The organism is Yersinia sp. 2542 StPb PI (genome assembly GCF_048593855.1).
Classification (GTDB): domain Bacteria; phylum Pseudomonadota; class Gammaproteobacteria; order Enterobacterales; family Enterobacteriaceae; genus Yersinia; species Yersinia enterocolitica_E.
On sequence record NZ_JAZGQA010000011.1, the window covers coordinates 17,504 to 37,595 of the forward strand.

Below are 20,092 nucleotides of genomic sequence, written 5' to 3' on the forward strand. Positions count from 1 at the left end.
ATGCGCGTACTTCTTCCTTTTTTGGCGTTGTATCGCCGCCATTGGTTCCTGATTTGTCTGGGTATCGTGCTGGCAATTGTCACGCTGCTGGCCAGTATCGGCTTGCTGACATTATCAGGTTGGTTCCTTGCGGGTACCGCCATCGCTGGCCCTGCTGGATTATATACGTTTAACTACTTGCTACCGGCTGCCGGTGTCCGAGGGGCCGCAATTACCCGTACGGCGGGCCGCTACGCAGAGCGAGTTGTCAGCCATGACGCGACATTCCGTGTACTGGCACATCTGCGGGTCTTCGCTTTCCAGAAGATCCTACCACTCTCCCCTGCCGGTATTGCCCGTTTTCGCCAAAGTGAACTGCTGAACCGGTTGGTCGCCGATGTTGATACCCTCGATCATCTCTATCTGCGCGTCATTTCACCGCTGGTGGCCGCCATCGCAATTATTGCTGCCGTGACGTTTGGTTTGAGCTATCTGGATGTCAATCTGGCCCTGACACTCGGTGCAATTCTGCTGGGGTTATTACTACTCGTCCCATTGATCTTCTATCGTGCCGGTAAGCCCATTGGTCGTGACCTGACGGACCTGCGTGGTCTCTATCGTTCGCAACTGACCTCTTGGTTACAGGGGCAGGCAGAGTTATTGGTATTCGGTGCGTTACAGCAATTCCGTGCCTCGTTGCAGGATATTGAACAACGCTGGATGAGACGCCAACAACAGCAAGCATCCTTGGCTGGTTTAGCGCAGGCGCTAATGATTCTGGCTACTGGCCTAACGGTCACGCTAATTTTATGGCTCGCCGCTGGAGGTATTGGCGGGAATAATCAACCAGGCGCATTACTGGCGCTCTTTGTTTTTACCTCTTTAGCCGCATTTGAAGCCTTGCTGCCGGTGGCTGGTGCATTCCAACACTTGGGACAAGTTATCGCTTCTGCGACCCGCGTTGCGCAATTGATGGAACAACAGCCTGAAGTGACATTCCCGACCAATGGTCCAGAGGTGGCCGCACAGGTGGCGCTAGAAGTGACAGGGTTGAGTTTTACCTACCCACAGCAGCCCTTACCCGTTTTGCAGAATATATCTCTGTCACTGGCCGCAGGGGAGCATATTGCGCTACTTGGGCGCACAGGCTGTGGAAAATCCACACTGTTACAATTATTAACCCGGGCCTGGGATGCCAGCCAAGGAAGTATCACGCTTAATGGGGAACCATTGGCCAATTATGACGGAAATACCTTGCGCCAGATGATGACAGTGGTCAGCCAGCGGGTACATGTCTTCAGCAGTACATTACGTGAAAATCTGTTGCTGGCTTGCCCTACGGCGTCTGATGCACAGTTGAAAACAGTTTTGGAACACGTCGGGTTAGCCAACTTACTTGATAACAGTGAGGGACTGAATGCCTGGATGGGGGATGGCGGCCGGCCACTCTCTGGCGGTGAACAGCGTCGTTTAGGAATTGCCCGTGCCTTGCTACATCCTGCGCCTCTTTTGCTACTTGATGAACCTACCGAAGGGTTAGATGCTGAAACAGAACAACAAATTCTGGCTCTGCTGCGCCAACACTGTCAGCACAAGAGCCTGATCATGGTCACTCATCGTTTATACGGTCTGGAATATATGGATCGAATCTGCGTGATGGATGGTGGCAAGATAGTCGAGCAAGGCAATCACCACAGTTTATTGCAACACAAAGGGCGCTATTACCAATTCCATCAACGCCATTGAACACTGGGCTGCGTGAATTGTGAATGAGTCACCTGATGCGAGCAGGTAATTAGCATAATTCGCGCTAATATGAATAAAAACCACTGAAGAAAAAGTGGTATTCATTGTTATTTATTATACCCAGCGAACTTAGCGTAGCAGCTAACAACGCTGTGGCTTCAAGTACGAAGGCTATGAGCCTGAAGATATCATCAGGGGGATTTATGCGCATTACACAGCTATCTTCTCAGTCATTTGCATTCCCCTCACCTGAGCTGGCTCTGCGCGAACCTAATGGTTTGCTGGCTCTTGGGGGCGATTTAGCCGCTCCTCGCCTGCTGGCAGCTTACCAGAAGGGAATTTTTCCTTGGTTTAGCCCCGGAGAGATGATCCTATGGTGGTCGCCGGACCCGCGCGCGGTGTTATTCCCGGAAGATTTGCATATTAGCCGCAGCATGCGCCGCTTTCTGCGCCGTTGTCCTTATCGCCTCACACTTAACCATGCTTTTGCCGATGTGGTCAGCGCTTGTGCTGCGCAACGTGATGAGGGGACGTGGATTGGCGAGGATGTACAGCAAGCTTATTGCCAATTACATGCATTAGGGCACGCGCACTCAGTTGAAGTTTGGTTGGAAAATGAACTGGTTGGCGGATTATATGGCATTGCAGTGGGTAAACTGTTTTGCGGAGAATCGATGTTTAGCCGAGCTGACAATGCTTCAAAAAGCGCATTAATGGTTTTTTGTCATCATTTTACCCGTCAAGGTGGAGAACTGATTGACTGTCAGGTCCTCAACGCTCACACTGCGTCGCTGGGTGCGATTGAGATCCCACGAAACTTTTTTATGCAGCAGTTGAGTCAACTCCAGTTTAGTCCACTACCGGCTGAATGCTGGTTACCGCAATCGTTGAATTTTTCATCCGCGATGCAGTAAAGATCAACCGTTGAGAAAGTACCCCACATTAGGCTTTATCCCCTCTTACCGGCAGACTAATTTTGCTGAAATGGTGCGATGACCGCCAACACTTCTTTACATAATGTGGGTTTTTCGGCATTATCTTGCCGGTTAAAAACTAAGGTAGTAACACCTAGAGGATTCGATGGCCAAAGAAGACAATATTGAAATGCAGGGCACCGTTCTTGATACGCTGCCGAACACCATGTTCCGCGTTGAATTGGAAAACGGGCACGTGGTAACCGCTCATATCTCCGGTAAAATGCGTAAAAACTATATCCGCATCCTGACGGGTGACAAAGTCACTGTAGAGCTGACCCCGTACGACCTGAGCAAAGGCCGCATTGTCTTCCGTAGCCGTTAATCGGCTAATCTGTCGCCAGTTTAAGACTGGCGAGCTCTGAGGATGTAGTCCCCCTCCGGCGCCCTTCCCATTTATGGCAAGGGCGTTTTGCGTTTTCTTTTTTTTATCGATTGAGTAGGTTTATTCATCGTGAAATCAACAGCAAAATGCAAAAGTCACTAATCGTGGAAAACAAAAAGGGCGATAAGTTTATAGCTTATCGCCCTTTTTTATTGCCCGGTATACTTGACGCAGTAGCCGTGTAACGCCGATATCCCCCGAATCACTCAATACTCGCTCATCGGGAATCTTTCATTTGCCATCGACTGCAACGCCACTTATTTCGGACATCTTACATTTAATGAACGGCACCTTCAGTTTTGCGTTTCTGTGCACTCTGAAACTCATAAGCCAGTTGTTGTTTTTCTTTATCCAGCCCAACAGTGACCGAGCCACCATCAATCAGAGAACCAAACAACAGCTCGTTTGCCAGTGGTTTCTTCAGATTCTCCTGAATCACCCGCGCCATTGGTCGTGCACCCATCGCTTTGTCATAGCCTTTATCAGATAACCAATTACGGGCTTCTTCACTGACTTCCAGTGATACGCCTTTAGCATCTAACTGCGCCTGCAACTCAACGATAAATTTATCGACCACCTGCTGAATAACGGTAGGTGATAAGTGGTTGAACCAAATAATGTTATCCAACCGGTTACGGAATTCCGGGGTAAACACTTTTTTGATCTCTTCCAGTGCGTCAGTGCTGTTATCTTGCTGTTTAAAACCAATTGAGGTCCGTTGCGTTTCACGCACACCAGCATTGGTGGTCATCACCAGAATGACGTTACGGAAATCAGCTTTACGCCCATTGTTATCCGTCAGAGTGCCGTTATCCATCACCTGTAGTAACAGGTTAAACACATCTGGATGGGCTTTTTCAATTTCATCCAGCAGCAGAACTGCATGAGGATGTTTGATAACCGCATCGGTCAACAGACCACCTTGATCGTAACCTACATAACCCGGAGGCGCACCAATCAGGCGGCTAACAGTATGGCGCTCCATATATTCAGACATATCAAAACGCAGCAGTTCGATATCCAGTGCTTTGGCCAATTGCACCGTAACTTCCGTCTTACCTACCCCTGTTGGGCCAGCAAACAGGAACGATCCGACCGGCTTATGCTCATGCCCTAATCCTGCGCGGCTCATTTTGATCGCCTCGGATAGCGCATCAATAGCTTTATCCTGACCGAATACCAACATATTCAGCCGATCACTCAGATTTCTCAGCACATCGCGATCACTGGCAGAGACGGTCTTCTCAGGAATACGGGCGATACGAGCCACCACGGATTCAATGTCCGACACATTGACAGTTTTCTTACGTTTATTAAGTGGCATCAGGCGGCTACGAGCACCAGCCTCGTCAATCACATCAATGGCTTTATCCGGTAAATGGCGGTCATTAATATACTTAACCGACAACTCCACCGCTGCGCGTATCGCTTTCGCGGTATAACGCACATCATGATGTGCTTCATATTTCGGTTTCAGGCCGTTAATAATCTGAACGGTCTCTTCCGGTGTCGGCTCAGTAATATCAATTTTCTGGAAACGCCGTGCCAGTGCGCGATCCTTTTCAAAGATATTGCTGAATTCCTGATAAGTGGTAGAGCCAATGACCCGGATCTTGCCACTAGAAAGCAGTGGTTTAATCAGGTTAGCTGCATCCACTTGCCCACCGGAGGCAGCACCTGCGCCGATAATGGTATGAATTTCATCGATAAACAGGATGCTGTCTTTGTCATTTTCTAACTGTTTCAGCAGCGCTTTGAAACGCTTTTCAAAGTCACCACGGTATTTGGTTCCGGCCAGCAGTGAACCGATATCCAGTGAGTACAGAGTGCATTCCGACATCACTTCAGGAACATCGCCCTGCACGATACGCCAGGCCAGGCCTTCCGCGATAGCCGTTTTACCGACACCGGATTCTCCGACCAACAGCGGGTTGTTTTTACGCCGACGGCACAATACCTGAATAGTCCGTTCCAGCTCTTTGTCGCGACCGATAAGTGGGTCAATGCCCCCCACGCGAGCCAGTTGATTCAGATTGGTGGTGAAGTTTTCCATACGGTCTTCCCCTCCTGCCTGCTCTTCATTTACCGGGTTTTCTGCATTCGGTGCTTGACCCGGTTCGTCCTTACGAGCGCCGTGGGAAATAAAGTTCACTACATCCAGACGGCTGACATCATGCTTACGCAGCAGGTAGGCCGCCTGAGACTCTTGTTCACTGAAGATGGCGACCAACACGTTGGCACCCGAGACTTCATTGCGCCCAGAGGACTGGACGTGGAAAACTGCACGTTGTAACACGCGCTGGAAACTGAGCGTAGGCTGGGTGTCACGCTCTTCTTCGCTAACAGGTAATGTTGGTGTGGTTTGTTCGATAAACGCTTCCAGCTCCTGGCGTAACGCTACCAGATCAACCGTACACGCCTCCAGCGCTTCCCGCGCAGCCGGATTGCTTAGCAATGCCAGCAATAGGTGCTCCACGGTCATAAACTCGTGTCTGTGCTCACGCGCTCTGGCGAAAGCCATATTGAGACTGAGTTCAAGTTCTTGATTGAGCATAGGCACCTCCCAATAATTGCCTTAATCAGGCTTTTTCCAGCGTACAAAGCAATGGATGCTCGTTCTCCCTGGCGTATTGATTTACATGTGCGACTTTCGTCTCTGCAACTTCAGCAGTAAAAACACCGCAAATCGCCTTTCCTTGATAATGCACATTGAGCATCAGTTGTGTTGCACGTTCAATATCATAAGAAAAGAACTTTTGCAGAACGTCAATCACAAATTCCATCGGTGTGTAATCGTCGTTGTTAAGTATAACTTTATACATAGACGGCGGTTTGAGCGCCTCTTTCTGTTTATCTTTGACTAAATGTTCAAAATTCAGCCAATCGTTGTTGTTACCCATTGCCTGCCCATCGTTTCACAGAACCATACAGGAGCAATACCTCACTCCGGTTATAAGACCATTTCATGCAGATATCTATTATTATTTTAACATCACTTATGCCATAACGCCGCCAGAGAAAGAAGTCGGTTTTTTTGCGTTAAAAGTGATTAAATTGTAACCAGATAAACACAATAGCGTTAGCTACATCAAACTTTGAATAACTGCCTTGGTCAGACAAAAGCCCTCCCCTTGACGTTAAGGCCATTTCCACTAGAGTGTATTTTCGTGAGCTGTTGGAGTTTTAACCAATTCGCGCTCACTTTAACCAGTTATTACCTCATCTCAAACTAGAATAGCCTTGCGAGGAACGTAGAAGTATGGAGACGGGTACTGTTAAATGGTTCAACAATGCCAAAGGTTTTGGCTTTATTTGCCCTGAGGGCGGCGGCGAAGATATCTTCGCTCACTATTCAACTATTCAGATGGATGGCTACCGCACATTAAAAGCCGGTCAGATGGTTAACTTTGATGTCCATCAGGGACCAAAAGGAAACCATGCCAGCCTGATAGTTCCACTCGGGTTAGATGTCCTATTGCAAGAAGCCATACCGCAGGAGCTCGCTGCAATGGCCTGACACCACGCATTCACTCGCCTGCACCTGCCCATCAGCGAAACAGTCTGGTGCCAAAGGTATTTCCCGGGCGGCGTGTTGCTACTAACATCGATTACGTTTCAAAATGCCAGCCAACGATGACTGGCATTTTTATTTCTCATACTTCTAATATGCGGCCATATGAACCAAGTTCAATCCTTTGACTGATCTATTCACCAGCTAATTTATTCTCGAGCCAATTTATTCTCGAGCTAATGCATCAATCGGATTTAGTCGAGCAGCACTGCGGGCCGGTAGATAACCAAACACCACACCTATCACTGTAGAGCACAAAAATGCGCTGAACAATGCAACCGGCGGGAAAGCTATCTGCCAGTTAGGCAGAAACATCTCTACAACCAGACCGATGGCAAAGGATAGCGTGATACCCAGAGCTCCACCGACCAGGCAAACCAGAATCGCTTCAATTAGGAATTGCTGCATAACATCACTGGATCTCGCCCCTACAGCCATGCGAATACCGATCTCTCGAGTGCGTTCTGTCACCGAAACCAGCATAATATTCATCACCCCAATTCCCCCTACCACTAATGAAATTACTGCCACCAGTGTCAGGAACAATTGCATGGTACGGGTAGTTTTTTCCGCCGTTTGCAACAAACTATCCATGTTATAGGTGAATATGTCTTTCTTGCCGTGGCGCATCGTCAACAACCGCACTAGCTGCTGCTCAGCTTCTTTGCTGCTATACCCCTCTTTAATGCGGATAGTTATCGAATCAAAGTAGGCACGCCCCATCAGACGGCTCGCCATGGTGCTGTAAGGTACCCATATTCGCAGCGCTTTACTGCTACCAAACATAGATTGCTTTTCTTCTACCACCCCAACCACGGTGGCAGGCATATTCCCCACCAAGATGACCTGCCCTACGACGTCTTTCATATGCGGGAACAAGCGGCGCTGGGTATTACGGTCAATAACAGCAACTTGCGACTGGCGTTCAACCTGCTCACGGGTAATGGCCGTTCCCTGTTCGAGTTTCATACCATATACACGGAAATACTGTTCACTGACCCCCGATACGCTGGCGGCAACATCAATATTGCCATAGCGGAGCCGCATACTGCCTGCGATGGTCGGGGATACAGCACTGACGTAGGACTGTGCTTTCAGTGCTGCCATGTCGTCATAAACCAATGCCTGCCGGGTACTGGGGTCGTCATCGCCGAAATCTTTGCCGGGATAAACATCAATAGTATTAGTGCCAATAGCCCGGATATCAGCAAGAACGAGTTGTTTGGCCGCATCCCCAACTACCAAGATAGAGACAACAGAGGCAATACCGATAATGATGCCCAGCATGGTCAAGGCCGTGCGCATTTTATTGGCCGACATCGCACGCCAGGCCATTAATAAAGCCTCGCGGAAACGACCCGCCAGTTGCTGCCATGATGGAGCGGGTGGCGTCAGACTAATTGCCTCAGAAGCGGCCACTGCTTGCACCGTTTTCGAGCCTGAATCCGCCATAATGCGGCCATCTTTTATTTCGATAACCCGCTCAGCTTGAGCCGCAACAGTAGGGTCATGAGTCACAATAATAACCGTGTGCCCCTGCTGCTGTAGCTGTTTCAGAATAGCCATAACTTCAACGCTGGAATGACTATCCAGTGCACCGGTTGGCTCATCAGCCAAAATCACCTGCCCACCATTCATCAGGGCGCGGGCGATACTGACACGCTGCTGCTGCCCACCAGATAGCTGGTTGGGTTGGTACCCGACACGGTCGCCCAGCCCCAGGCGGGTGAGTAACATATTGGCCCGCTCGCGGCGTTCATTTTTACCCAAACCGGCATAGACCGCCGGGACTTCCACATTGTGGGCAGCACTGAGATGCGGCAGCAAATGATAACGCTGGAAAATAAAGCCAAAGTGCTCACGGCGCAGAGCCGCGAGTGCATCATTATCCAATACCGCCACATCCTGCCCTGCGACGCGGTAAACACCAGCACTAGGCTTATCCAGACAGCCCAAAATGTTCATCAGCGTCGATTTACCCGAACCGGAGGCGCCGATAATTGCCACTAACTCACCGGCATTAATTGTCAGTGAGACATCCTGCAATACATCCACGGTCTCTTCACCGGACTGATAGCTACGACGGATGCCTTTTAACTCAAGCAATGCCGTCATTACGTCTCCTCCGTGCCACCGCGGCTAACGATGACCTCATCACCGATATTCAAACCAGAAATCACCTGGGCATCAACGTTATTACGGATACCAATCGTCACTTCACGTTTCTCTTCTTTACCGTCTTTCAGCACCGCGACCTGATAACGGTTAGTCCCTAACTCATCACCCAAGGCCGATAACGGAATAACCATTGCCTGTTTTACGTTGGCAAGTTGAATTGAAACCTGCGCAGTCATTTGCAGGCGCAATAAGCGATCTGGATTCGGCACCTCAAAACGTGCCGAGTAGAAAATGGCATCATTTACTTTTTCTGGTGTTGGTTGAATGTCTTTTAACACCCCATCAAAGTGTTTCCCAGGATCACCCAGCACGGTAAATGAGGCTTTCATCCCCGGTTTAAGATGAATGACATCCGCTTCGGATACCTGCGCATTCACCAACATAGTGCTCATATCCGCCAACGTCAGAATATTAGGCGCTTGTTGCGCGGCGATCACTGTTTGCCCCTGCAAGGTGGTGATTTGCACCACATCGCCATCCATTGGCGCAGAAATTTTGGTGTAATCGAGATTAATATTGGCTGTATCCAAACTGGCTTTAGTCTTATTAATTTGCGCATTAATCGTCTCTACCTGCGCTTTTTTCACTGCCAGCGTGGTACTGGCCTGATCCAAGTCTTGGCGCGATACCACCTGTAATTTTGCCAGATCCTGTTGACGGCGCAGGGTGACCGCGGCCAGTTGCATTTCAGCCTTCGCCTGTGCCAACTGAGCATTCAAATCCTGTAATGTCGCCTCTACTTCTTTAATTTGGTTCTGTGCCTGTTGCGGGTCGATCATCGCCAGCAATTGCCCTTGCTTAACTTGATCGCCAATCTCCACATACAGTTTTTCCAACTGGCCACTGACCTGTGCACCCACATCAACTTTACGCACCGCATCGAGTTTGCCGGTTGCCAGAACATTCTGTTGCAAGTCACGATTGGCAACTTTTACTGTTTGGTATTGCACCGGGGCTGGGGCCGTCAGATGTCTGATGAGGAAAAAACCCCCGATAATTAACACGGCAATTATGGTAAGCCATCGGCGCTGACTGCGACTGAACTGCATCAAATCAATTACCTTCCTTATTCGTCAATTTTTCAATCTGCTGAAAATAGCATCAGAAATTCTCATTTAACTAAACCAAATATCAATACAACCGTGCTATAGGCGAAATCTAAGATGCATTGAGCCTCTGTTTAGTTCCCGTTTGTTTGAATAGCGCCAGAAACACAGCGATATTACGGATTTAATCATGCATAACATCAATAACACAGCATCAATCCCCAACAATATTAACCGTTGGGGGTTAATTACATTGCTATTCAAAGGTAGTCAGGCTCTGGGCGGCTCATGGCAAAAGTTGCAGTTTCGGCTTAAATTTATCGCCCGGACCCTTATCAGCCCAAAACTGACCTTTCGTTTATTGGGTGTACTGGTAAAACAACCGTTACTAAACAGTATACTGCGCGCACAACCCGATTTGCCTTGTAAGTTGCATCGTCCTTATCTGACTAACACGCTCAATAATCGTCAAAAACTGGGGGTGCTACAGGATCATTTCCTCTTGGTAAACCAATGTATGCCTGCGGCATTACGTCGCAACTACTTGCATACTTCGCCCTATAAACTGGCTGAATTAATTGGCAAGAATGAGGAAAAGTATTCTCTTTATTTGGGTGTTATTCCAAAACTCAATAAGGAGGGAGAAATTACGCTGATGCTGGCAAATGAGCAACAGCAAACGCTGGCGGTGCTGACTTTCAGCCTGTTTTACTATCAACAGCAAAAAACATTGTTTATTGGTGGGTTACAAGGTGCCGATAATGGAACACCACACAGCGCAATTCACACCAGCACTAAAGCTTGTCATGGTTTATTCCCTAAACGTTTGGTATTGGAAGCCGCATGCTGTCTGGCAGAGTTAATGGGAATAACACAAATTAAAGCCGTGGGGAATGAAACGCACATTTATCAAAACTGGCGCTATCGGGCCAAGAAAAAAGAGAAATTGCATGCTGACTATGACAGTTTTTGGTTGTCTGTTGGCGGAGAAGCGTGCACAGAAGGCCATTTCAATTTACCAACCAAAATCGCGCGTAAACCGATTGAAGATATTGCTAGCAAAAAACGGGCAGAATATCGCCGCCGCTATGAGTTACTTGCACAACTGGAGGGTGCGTTAGCCGCGCATTTTACTCACGACGTGGCGTGATCCGTATTGAAGTGATCTGGTGCTAATCGGCTCGACCACGCGCCAGCCAAACTACGCGAGAGAACATTTTTTTCAGTAATAGGGGGACAGATTCTACCCCCCTCTCTTTGGCCTGACTGGCAACCTCAATAGCCAGATCCGGCTTGGAGGTACGGTGAATCGCCTTTTCAATCACCCTACGCGGCTGCATTTTGGCATTGGCAGGAATTGCTGAGATCCGATGATAGACATCATCAAAACCAGCGCGATATAAAAAGTGTTCCATATCTGGTGCTGGCAATATAGTCAGACGATCCCGTTCATGATCGCGCCCGTTGTCCGCCATATTACGCACCGTGGCGGCATACTTTTTACCGGCATCATCGCCATCAGTCAGAACATGCCATTGAATGCCCATCCGGTTGGCAAACTTAAGCAGCGGGCGCAAACCACTCTGAGCGAACTCAATCACTTTTACCCCTTCAGCTTCAAAGTGGTAACCACACTGGCGAGCAAACTCATTGAGTAACCAGATCTCTGTTTCACCTTCCACCAGCAGCCAGCAACGGGCAAACAGGGCTGAGGGCCGATTGAAACGAATATGGAAAGCGATACGGCGGCTATCTTCAGGGCTCATGCCACGAGAGCCAATACGATAAGTCGCGACTTTTGCCGATTCGCGCACCAATCGGCAAATGCTCTCTATCGGCACTAATGACACTAACTCACCGGAATTTGTCGTGGTAATCCGTTGCAGAGGGAGCTGGCTGAGCAACCCCCAGGCGACGGACAGCATTATCGGATGCAAGCGGGTTTCAGGGTCTTCTACCAGTAGCAATGGCCGAGAATGGGGATCGAGACTCAATGGCCCTTTAGCCTGTAATAACGTTGAAAACATCCCTAAAAGTATCAACCGCATACTGCGGCTGTTCGGCTCAGCCACCATCCGGTTTATATTGTCGAGGGCCAGCCAGGCTTCACGTTCCGGTTGTGGCCGATAACGGTGATTACGCAAACCGGCGGACTGCGATCCAGACTCGGCAAAGTAGTGTTCCAGCAGTTGGCGCATCGCCTCCAAGCCCTGGCGTAATTCTGAATTAGTCAGTTTCTGTGGGTTACGGACCAACTCACGGCTTAATTGATCCAATTGCTGGTTCAACGCCACTTTATCAGGTGCATGGCTGTTTTCAGTGCTGCTACGGAGCCGGCGCATAAAGCGCGCATCACGCAATCGCAATACCGGGTGGATACGAATAACGCCACGTGCCAACTTCTCAATATCGTGCAAAGACAGTGGCTGGCCTTCTAAATCAAGGAACGTACGCCAGGTACACACCGTGCCATCATCAGCCAGTTCCCCCTCGACCCGATAATAAATACGATGCAGACCATCATCATTTTTTATCCATAATGGGGCTAAATGGCGGTAACGTGGGGAGTGCCAATGACCAATGTCTTTCTCACAAAAGGTAAAAATAACCTGTAAATGGCGCTCTTTAGCCGTCTCGTCCCCTGCCGGATAATAAAAATCCTGCACGGTAAAATGATAGAGTTGAGGTTCGGGAGACAACAGCAGCGTGAGCGCATCTAATAAGCTGGATTTACCCCAGGCGTTCTCACCGATCAGCACAGTATTATCGTCAAGGCTCAATGAAATACGATTAATACCGCGAAAACCGACAATATCAACACGTTCAAGATACATGCTACGCCTCCGGTGCGAATTTATTCATACTGATACTACAGATAACACTGTTAACTCAGCAATCATAGTCGATTGTCTTGACGCCAGACGCAAAAAAACCTTACGGGTCAAGTGCCGCGGCCCGTGCGTACTGCTTTACTCTGTCTCTGATTTTAGATAGCTTATTGCGCCACAGCTCATTATTCATCTGCTCATGATAACCAAAGTCATTGGCGTTACAACAAGTCCACAAACGAATGATTAATCGGTCTCGAACCGATTTGCACAACATTCATGCTCGTTCACAGGGTGAGTCTCAAGGAGGTTCATTCATTCCGATGAGCTTACATCGATAAGTGATTCGGGTGGGCAAGTGCAGCTAACACCACAGTAACGTCAATGAAGAAGGGTATAGGACGGTATAACTCGTGTATTCAGGATTGTTGATCATACTTTTGCCGTTAATTATTGGTTATCTGATCCCACTTAGTCGCAAACCATTAATTCAATTAATCAACCGTCTATTAAGCTGGATGGTTTACGTTATTTTATTTTTTATGGGGATCAGCCTGGCCTTTTTGGAAAACCTCAGCGCTAACCTGCTGCTCATTTTCCAGTACACCGGCATCTTTTTTCTGTGTATTTTTTGTGCCAATTTGCTCGCACTGTTTTTGCTCGAACGCAAAATACCGTGGAAGAATACTCATCGGCAGGAAGCATTACCCTCACGGCTGCATATGGCACTAGAGTCATTAAAACTGTGCGGCGTGGTCATTGTTGGCTTCCTGTTGGGTCTAAGCCAATGGGAGTGGTTGCAGTTTGCCGCCAAAGGCAGCGAGTTGGCACTGATTTTCCTGCTGTTCTTAGTGGGGATTCAATTGCGTAACAGTGGTATGACACTGCGCCAGATAGTGTTGAACCGCCGTGGCACCATGGTGGCATTTGTGGTAGCAATCAGTGCCTTACTCGGTGGTATGCTTGCTGCACTACTGATCGGTTTGCCGGTTAAAACCGGGCTGGCGATGGCCTCTGGCTTTGGTTGGTATTCACTGTCTGGTATTTTGCTGACTGATGCGTTCGGCCCAGTAATTGGTAGTGCCGCATTCTTTAACGATTTGGCGCGTGAATTAGTAGCCATCATGCTGATTCCAACCTTAGTCCGCAGTAGCCGCTCCACGGCGCTTGGCTTATGTGGCGCCACTTCTATGGACTTCACCTTGCCAGTATTGCAGCGCAGTGGTGGGCTGGAGATGGTCCCTGCCGCTATCGTCCACGGTTTCTTGCTAAGCTTACTGGCCCCGGTATTGATCGCTTTCTTTTCTTAATCACTTTATTACCCAGCGCAGTGGATCAGCCGATTCACTGCGCGCTCTTCCTGCCTAATAGTGAATAAATTCTCATTCGCAGCAAAAGTTGCGCCAAATCAAAACAAGTGAAAGTTGCATTAAAAAAGCCTTTTTAAACCTCGGGTGCACCTCTATGCTTTTAAACACGCATTACAAATGCAACTTTAAAAGGAAAAATAATTATGTTCTGTGTGCAATGTGAACAAACTATCCGAACACCTGCGGGTAACGGCTGCTCTTACGCGCAGGGGATGTGCGGGAAAACCGCCGAAACCTCTGATTTACAAGACCTATTAGTTGCTGTACTGCAAGGGCTTTCCGCATGGGCATTGACCGCCCGCGAACTTGGTATTATCGATCATCAGATTGATAGCTTTGCACCCAGAGCTTTTTTCTCGACCCTGACCAATGTGAATTTCGACTCAGACAGAATCGTCGGTTACGCGAAAGAAGCCATCTTATTGCGCCAATCACTGGCCATTCGTTGCCGCTTGCTTGATAGCACTATCACGGTTGATCACCCACTGGCTGAGCTACAACTACTGTCCGACGATATCCCTACCCTGCAACAACAATCGCTGCAATTTGCGCTGAACAACGATAAAGCTGACGTCGGTGACGATATCCACGGCTTGCGCATGCTGTGTTTGTATGGACTGAAGGGGGCGGCGGCCTATATGGAACATGCCCATGTCCTGGGGCAGTTCGATGAGCAGATTTATGCTGATTATCATGCTTATATGGCCTGGTTGGGTACCCAACCGCGTGATGTCGACACGCTACTGAATAATGCAATGGGTATTGGCAAAATGAACTTCAATGTGATGGCCATTTTGGACCACGGCGAAACCCAAGCCTATGGCGATCCGCAGCCAACATCGGTGAATGTGCGCCCGGTTGCCGGTAAAGCTATCTTGATCTCCGGTCATGATCTCAAAGACTTACAAATGCTGTTGGAGCAAACTCAGGGAACCGGCGTTAATATTTATACCCACGGTGAAATGCTGCCTGCTCACGGCTACCCTGAGTTAAAACGCTATCCACATCTGGTGGGTAACTACGGCAGTGGCTGGCAGAATCAGCAGACCGAATTCGCCAAATTCCCCGGTCCGATCCTAATGACATCTAACTGTATCATTGACCCGAACGTAGGCAATTACGGTGATCGTATTTGGACCCGCAGTATTGTTGGCTGGCCGGGTGTTAATCACCTGGATGGGGAGGATTTCACCCGCGTCATTGAACAGGCATTGGGGATGGCTGGCTTCCCGTATAATGAGCTGGAACACCTGATTACTGTCGGTTTTGGCCGCCAGACCTTGCTGAATGCGGCAGATACCGTTATTGATTTGGTCGCCACTAAAAAGCTGCGTCATGTATTCCTGGTCGGGGGATGTGACGGTAGCCGTACAGAACGTAGCTATTTCACTGATTTTGCCCGCAGTGTGCCACAAGATTGCATCATCATGACACTGGCTTGCGGCAAATATCGCTTCAACAAACTGGATTTTGGTACCTTGGAAGGCTTGCCACGCCTGCTGGATGTCGGCCAGTGTAATGATGCTTACTCCGCCATCATGCTGGCGGTTAAATTATCAGAAAAACTGGGTTGTACCGTCAATGACCTGCCACTCAGTCTGGTACTGTCATGGTTTGAACAGAAAGCTATTGTCATTCTCCTGACCCTGTTGTCATTGGGTGTCAAAAATATTTATACCGGCCCGACCGCGCCAGGTTTCCTGACTGACAACCTGATGGCCATCCTCTACGAGAAATTTGGTATGCGTCCTATTACCACCGTAGAGCAAGATATGAGTGCGATTTTGGGGAATTAAGTCGATATTTTGGCTCATTAAGTAATGGCACGTTGCCCGGCCAGAGTGGTTTATTGCCACTGGTCGGGCACTATTAATGGCTTTTTTGCCCGAAAATGACCTGATTCGTTGTGAGGTTTTGATGACTGATTTTATCCCAACCGCTGATTTTATCCCAACCGACTGTCCTACCGCCCTGTGCCCTAACCGCATGCAAGTTCATTCCATCTGGCAAGAAACACCCGATGTCTGGAGCCTGCGGTTAATTAATCACGATTTTTATCCTTATTTACCGGGCCAATATGCCTTGGTAAGCATTCGCAATAGTGATGAAACTCTGCGGGCATATACGCTTTCCTCGACACCCGGTTTAAGTCCGTTTATCCAGCTCACCGTGCGCTGTTTAGCGGATGGGGAAGGATCACGCTGGTTGACCCAGCAAGTCAAGGTGGGGGATTACCTGTGGCTTTCCGATGCTCAGGGCGATTTTACTTGTGCTCACGCTGATGATGACCACTACCTGATGCTAGCTGCTGGCTGTGGTGTCACTCCCGTGATGTCGATGTGTCGTGACTTACTGGCACGGCGTGCACAAGCAGATATCCGGGTGATATTTAATGTGCGCTCACCAGCAGATGTCATTTTTGCCGCTAGCTGGCAAGCCTTGTTACAGCGCTATCCACAACAATTACAGCTCACATTGATGGCTGAATCAGAGGCCAGCGATGGGTTCGTTGCAGGCAGAATCAATGCACAAATAATGCAACAGGTAGCACCTGACATTGCCCACCGCCGGGTGATGACTTGTGGACCCGCGCCCTATATGGATTGGGTTGAGCAGTATTGCCGCGAACAATCAGTTCCAGCAGATCATTTCCAGAAAGAGCAGTTCCGCACCCGTGATGACGCTGTCGATAGCGGTAATGAATTGACGATGACCATCAGCCATCCTTTGCGCAGTGTTAAAGTCCCGGTGGGTACGTCCCTGCTATTCGCCTTGGAACAACACAAAGTACCAGTGATGGCCGCCTGCCGCGCGGGTGTTTGTGGTTCTTGTAAAACCCGTATTCTGCATGGCAAATATACCACCAGCAGCACCATGACGCTGACAGCAGAAGAGATTGCTCAAGGTTATGTGTTAGCTTGTAGCTGCCAGTTACAAGGTGATGTCCAACTGGCCTGAATGCCGATTAGCCCCCATTAATGGCGCAATTATTGCCAAACGCGCCATACTTTGACCTCATAGAATAATGACTCGCCATTAATCCTTGAGGGAACACAACTATGAAGCAAACTGTGGCAACACTGGTCGCAAAAACGTTGGAACAAGCAGGTGTTAAGCGAATATGGGGTGTAACCGGCGACTCGCTCAATGGCCTGAGTGATAGTCTGCATCGGATGGGCACTATCGAATGGCTGGGTACTCGCCATGAAGAGGTGGCCGCCTTTGCCGCCGGGGCTGAGGCACAACTCACCGGGCAGTTAGCAGTCTGTGCCGGCTCCTGTGGCCCGGGTAATTTGCATTTGATTAATGGCCTGTTTGACTGTCATCGTAATCATGTCCCCGTATTGGCTATTGCCGCACATATTCCCTCCAGTGAGATTGGCAGTGGTTATTTCCAGGAAACCCATCCGCAAGAACTGTTTCGCGAATGCAGCCACTATTGTGAGCTGGTTTCTAACCCGGAACAGCTGCCACGGGTGCTGGAAATCGCCATGCGTCAAGCCATCCTCAATCGCGGCGTTTCAGTGATCGTATTGCCAGGTGACGTGGCGTTACAACCTGCACCAGAAGATGCCGCCATCGTGTGGCAAACCCCCAAATTACCGCTAGTTCAGCCGCTGATGAGTGAGTTGAACATTTTGGCGCAAACGCTTAATCAGGCGAAAAATATCACGCTAATGTGTGGTAGCGGCTGTGCTGACGCCCACGATGAAGTGGTGAAATTAGCTGAAATGCTGCAAGCCCCGGTAGTACATGCCCTGCGCGGGAAAGAACATATTGAGTGGGATAACCCTTACAGCGTTGGCATGACAGGGCTGATTGGTTTTGCCTCCGGCTATCATGCCATGCTCAATGCCGATACCCTGATTCTGCTGGGAACACAATTCCCCTACCGTGCATTCTATCCAACCAACGCCAATATCATCCAAATTGATATCAACCCCGGCAGTATTGGTGCACATTGCCCGGTCAATATGGCGTTGGTCGGCGATATCAAAACCACGCTTAGCGCGCTGTTGCCACAACTAGAAGTCAAAAGTGACAGCACATTTTTGCAAAAAGCGTTAGAGCACTACCGTACCACCCGTAAAGATCTGGATGGTTTGGCAACCGCCAATGATAATCAACCCATCCACCCGCAATATCTGGCACAACAGATTAGCCGCCATGCCACTGATGACGCAATATTCACCTGTGATGTCGGCACACCGACGGTATGGGCGGCCCGCTATCTGGAAATGAACGGTAAGCGGCGTTTACTGGGATCGTTTAACCATGGATCGATGGCCAATGCCATGCCGCAAGCCATTGGCGCGCAAGCAACGGCCCCTGACAGACAAGTGGTTGCCTTATGCGGTGACGGTGGTTTCACCATGCTGATGGGGGATTTTCTCACGCTGGCACAATTAAAACTGCCGGTGAAAATTGTGGTGTTTAACAACAGTGTTCTGGGGTTTGTCGCCATGGAGATGAAAGCCGGTGGCTATCTGACCGATGGCACTGACTTGCATAACCCAGACTTTGCCGCCATTGCCAATGCCGCCGGTATCAAAGGGATTCGGGTCGAGAAAGCCTGCGAATTAGATGCCGCACTGGAGAGTGCTTTCGCTCATCCGGGGCCGGTTTTGCTCGATGTGGTCACCGCCAAGCAAGAGCTAGCGATGCCACCACAAATCAAATTTGAGCAAGCCAAAGGATTCAGCCTTTACATGCTAAGGGCTATCATTAATGGCCGTGGCGATGAGGTGGTCGAGCTGGCAAAAACCAACTGGCTCCGCTGATTCCCAAAGCCATCTGGTAACAGAATAATTAGCAATGAAAGTGGTTATTTAATCACTTTCATTGTTCCCCCCCTTCAGTTCCTGATTGAGACAGAAATTATCCTTATATTTTATGTGTCATAAACGACATTTTTTACTCGTCACCCAGCAAAATAGCAAATAGAGGCGTACTGTCTTTTAATCAGTGGTTGCCATTATTTATCAGGATAATTGTTAGTAGCTATATAAGCAGCACGCTAACTTTATTTATGGTGGTGTCATTATGTCAAAGAGAACCAAATCAGGGACTTCGGCTACGGCTGAATTAACCTGTTTACTGCGGGCAAAGTCATACGGTGATAAACGGCCTTATTTTAAAAGTGATGATTACGTGGCGGTTATTCTAAGCCAGACCTTCCATTCATTCTTTTCTATGATGCAGAAAACCTTTCTATTGGGCGATGATAGTTTACATATCGCTACCCCGGCAGGAATTTACCCTTATATTGTCGCCAGAACCTTGTATATCGATGATCTATTTAAGAAAACCGCAGGTCGATTTAGTAAAATATTTATTCTGGGTGCGGGCTTTGATTCAAGAGCGATTCGTTTCTATCACGCACTGCAACATAGCCGGGTTTATGAGATAGATCATCCAGCCATGCAACAATCTAAAATAGAGAAACTCCGTGAGTGTGATATCACCCCACCTACCAATCTAACTTTTTTACCCCTTGATTTTAATCTGCAAAGTCTGGCGGACATTCTGGCGGATATCCCGTTACAAGCGGGTGAAAAATGCCTGTTTCTGCTGGAGGGGTTATTGATGTATCTCGAGCCAGAACAGGTAAAAACACTGTTTAGTGCCATAAGTGACTACTGCAATGAAGGTAGCCAAATTATCTGCGACTTTGTTTATGCTCATCTGTTGACGGAACTCTCGGTATTAACCGACGAAGAAGGCTTACCCCAGCACAACCCGGAATATGGCGCAAAAGAGAGTGTTGAACGTGTGCGCAGTATTGGCGAAGAGTGGACGTTTGGTATCACTACCCGCGGCATAGATACCTTGTTGGAGCAATACGGTTTCATATTATTGGATAAGGCTGATGCCCACGAACTGGAAACGCGTTTTTTTACCGATAAACAAGGCAAATGCCTGGAGGAAATTAATACATCTTCGTGTTTGGTCTATGCTCAGCGAGAAAAATCCTAATAAATCAGCCAATAATGCCGATTCGAATTAATTATCAGT

The 20,092-nt window shown here is 48.7% G+C and carries 15 protein-coding genes; 10 read left to right on the forward strand and 5 right to left on the reverse strand.

Going from position 1 to position 20,092, the window contains the following annotated elements; all coding sequences use genetic code 11:
- The 3 genes from cydC to infA all read left to right on the forward strand — a co-directional run bounded on the left by cydC (position 1) and on the right by infA (position 3,024).
- The gene (gene cydC / locus V1952_RS02995; RefSeq protein WP_420074295.1) at positions 1-1,725 is read left to right on the forward strand and encodes a heme ABC transporter ATP-binding protein/permease CydC; all 1,725 of its coding nucleotides are present in this window, start codon (positions 1-3) and stop codon (positions 1,723-1,725) included.
- A 203-nt stretch (positions 1,726-1,928) separates the two neighbouring features.
- Entirely contained in the window at positions 1,929-2,639 is a 711-nt protein-coding gene (gene aat, locus V1952_RS03000) for a leucyl/phenylalanyl-tRNA--protein transferase (protein WP_083158424.1), read from the forward strand.
- Positions 2,640-2,805: 166 nt separating this feature from the next.
- Positions 2,806-3,024, forward strand: coding sequence for a translation initiation factor IF-1 (gene infA / locus V1952_RS03005; protein ID WP_002211347.1), 219 nt, complete (start codon positions 2,806-2,808; stop codon positions 3,022-3,024).
- A 337-nt stretch (positions 3,025-3,361) separates the two neighbouring features.
- Here infA and clpA read toward each other — a convergent pair whose 3' ends face one another.
- Together clpA and clpS are read right to left on the reverse strand one after the other, a co-directional pair.
- Positions 3,362-5,638: an ATP-dependent Clp protease ATP-binding subunit ClpA gene (gene clpA, locus V1952_RS03010; RefSeq protein ID WP_420074296.1), complete on the reverse strand. Its 2,277-nt coding sequence runs from the start codon at positions 5,636-5,638 to the stop codon at positions 3,362-3,364.
- A gap of 25 nt (positions 5,639-5,663) precedes the next feature.
- Positions 5,664-5,984, reverse strand: a complete 321-nt coding sequence (gene clpS / locus V1952_RS03015; protein ID WP_005184739.1) for an ATP-dependent Clp protease adapter ClpS — start codon at positions 5,982-5,984, stop codon at positions 5,664-5,666.
- A gap of 359 nt (positions 5,985-6,343) precedes the next feature.
- Between clpS and cspD the strand changes: the two genes are divergently transcribed.
- On the forward strand, positions 6,344-6,601 hold the full coding sequence (gene cspD / locus V1952_RS03020; protein ID WP_372559347.1) for a cold shock-like protein CspD: 258 nt from the start codon (positions 6,344-6,346) through the stop codon (positions 6,599-6,601).
- A gap of 219 nt (positions 6,602-6,820) precedes the next feature.
- On the opposite strand, the gene macB is transcribed toward cspD, so the two are convergent.
- A complete protein-coding gene (gene macB / locus V1952_RS03025; protein ID WP_083158422.1) occupies positions 6,821-8,770 on the reverse strand; it encodes a macrolide ABC transporter ATP-binding protein/permease MacB in 1,950 nt (649 codons plus the stop codon).
- Positions 8,770-9,882, reverse strand: coding sequence for a macrolide transporter subunit MacA (gene macA / locus V1952_RS03030; protein ID WP_193784808.1), 1,113 nt, complete (start codon positions 9,880-9,882; stop codon positions 8,770-8,772). Before macA ends, macB begins: the two co-directional genes overlap by 1 nt.
- Positions 9,883-10,069: 187 nt before the next feature.
- Here macA and V1952_RS03035 point away from each other — a divergent pair, with 187 nt between their 5' ends.
- A complete protein-coding gene (locus tag V1952_RS03035; protein ID WP_372559348.1) occupies positions 10,070-11,029 on the forward strand; it encodes a VirK/YbjX family protein in 960 nt (319 codons plus the stop codon).
- A gap of 22 nt (positions 11,030-11,051) precedes the next feature.
- Here the strand turns inward: V1952_RS03035 and V1952_RS03040 are convergent, their stop codons facing one another.
- Complete coding sequence (locus V1952_RS03040; protein ID WP_372559349.1) at positions 11,052-12,713, reverse strand: ATP-dependent endonuclease; 1,662 nt, start codon at positions 12,711-12,713, stop codon at positions 11,052-11,054.
- Between the two features lie 407 nt (positions 12,714-13,120).
- Here V1952_RS03040 and V1952_RS03045 point away from each other — a divergent pair, with 407 nt between their 5' ends.
- The 5 genes from V1952_RS03045 to V1952_RS03065 all read left to right on the forward strand — a co-directional run bounded on the left by V1952_RS03045 (position 13,121) and on the right by V1952_RS03065 (position 20,053).
- Positions 13,121-14,017 (forward strand): lysine exporter LysO family protein, encoded by an 897-nt coding sequence (locus V1952_RS03045; RefSeq protein WP_083158418.1) that lies wholly within the window; start codon positions 13,121-13,123, stop codon positions 14,015-14,017.
- A 203-nt stretch (positions 14,018-14,220) separates the two neighbouring features.
- Positions 14,221-15,873 carry a hydroxylamine reductase gene (gene hcp, locus V1952_RS03050; RefSeq protein WP_372559351.1) on the forward strand — a complete coding sequence of 551 codons (1,653 nt, stop codon included), beginning with the start codon at positions 14,221-14,223 and terminating at the stop codon, positions 15,871-15,873.
- A gap of 190 nt (positions 15,874-16,063) precedes the next feature.
- Positions 16,064-17,035, forward strand: coding sequence for an NADH oxidoreductase (gene hcr, locus V1952_RS03055; protein WP_372559922.1), 972 nt, complete (start codon positions 16,064-16,066; stop codon positions 17,033-17,035).
- A 101-nt stretch (positions 17,036-17,136) separates the two neighbouring features.
- The gene (poxB, locus tag V1952_RS03060; protein WP_420070957.1) at positions 17,137-18,858 is read left to right on the forward strand and encodes a ubiquinone-dependent pyruvate dehydrogenase; all 1,722 of its coding nucleotides are present in this window, start codon (positions 17,137-17,139) and stop codon (positions 18,856-18,858) included.
- A 262-nt stretch (positions 18,859-19,120) separates the two neighbouring features.
- Complete coding sequence (locus V1952_RS03065) at positions 19,121-20,053, forward strand: class I SAM-dependent methyltransferase (protein ID WP_420074297.1); 933 nt, start codon at positions 19,121-19,123, stop codon at positions 20,051-20,053.
- Positions 20,054-20,092 lie beyond the last annotated feature (39 nt).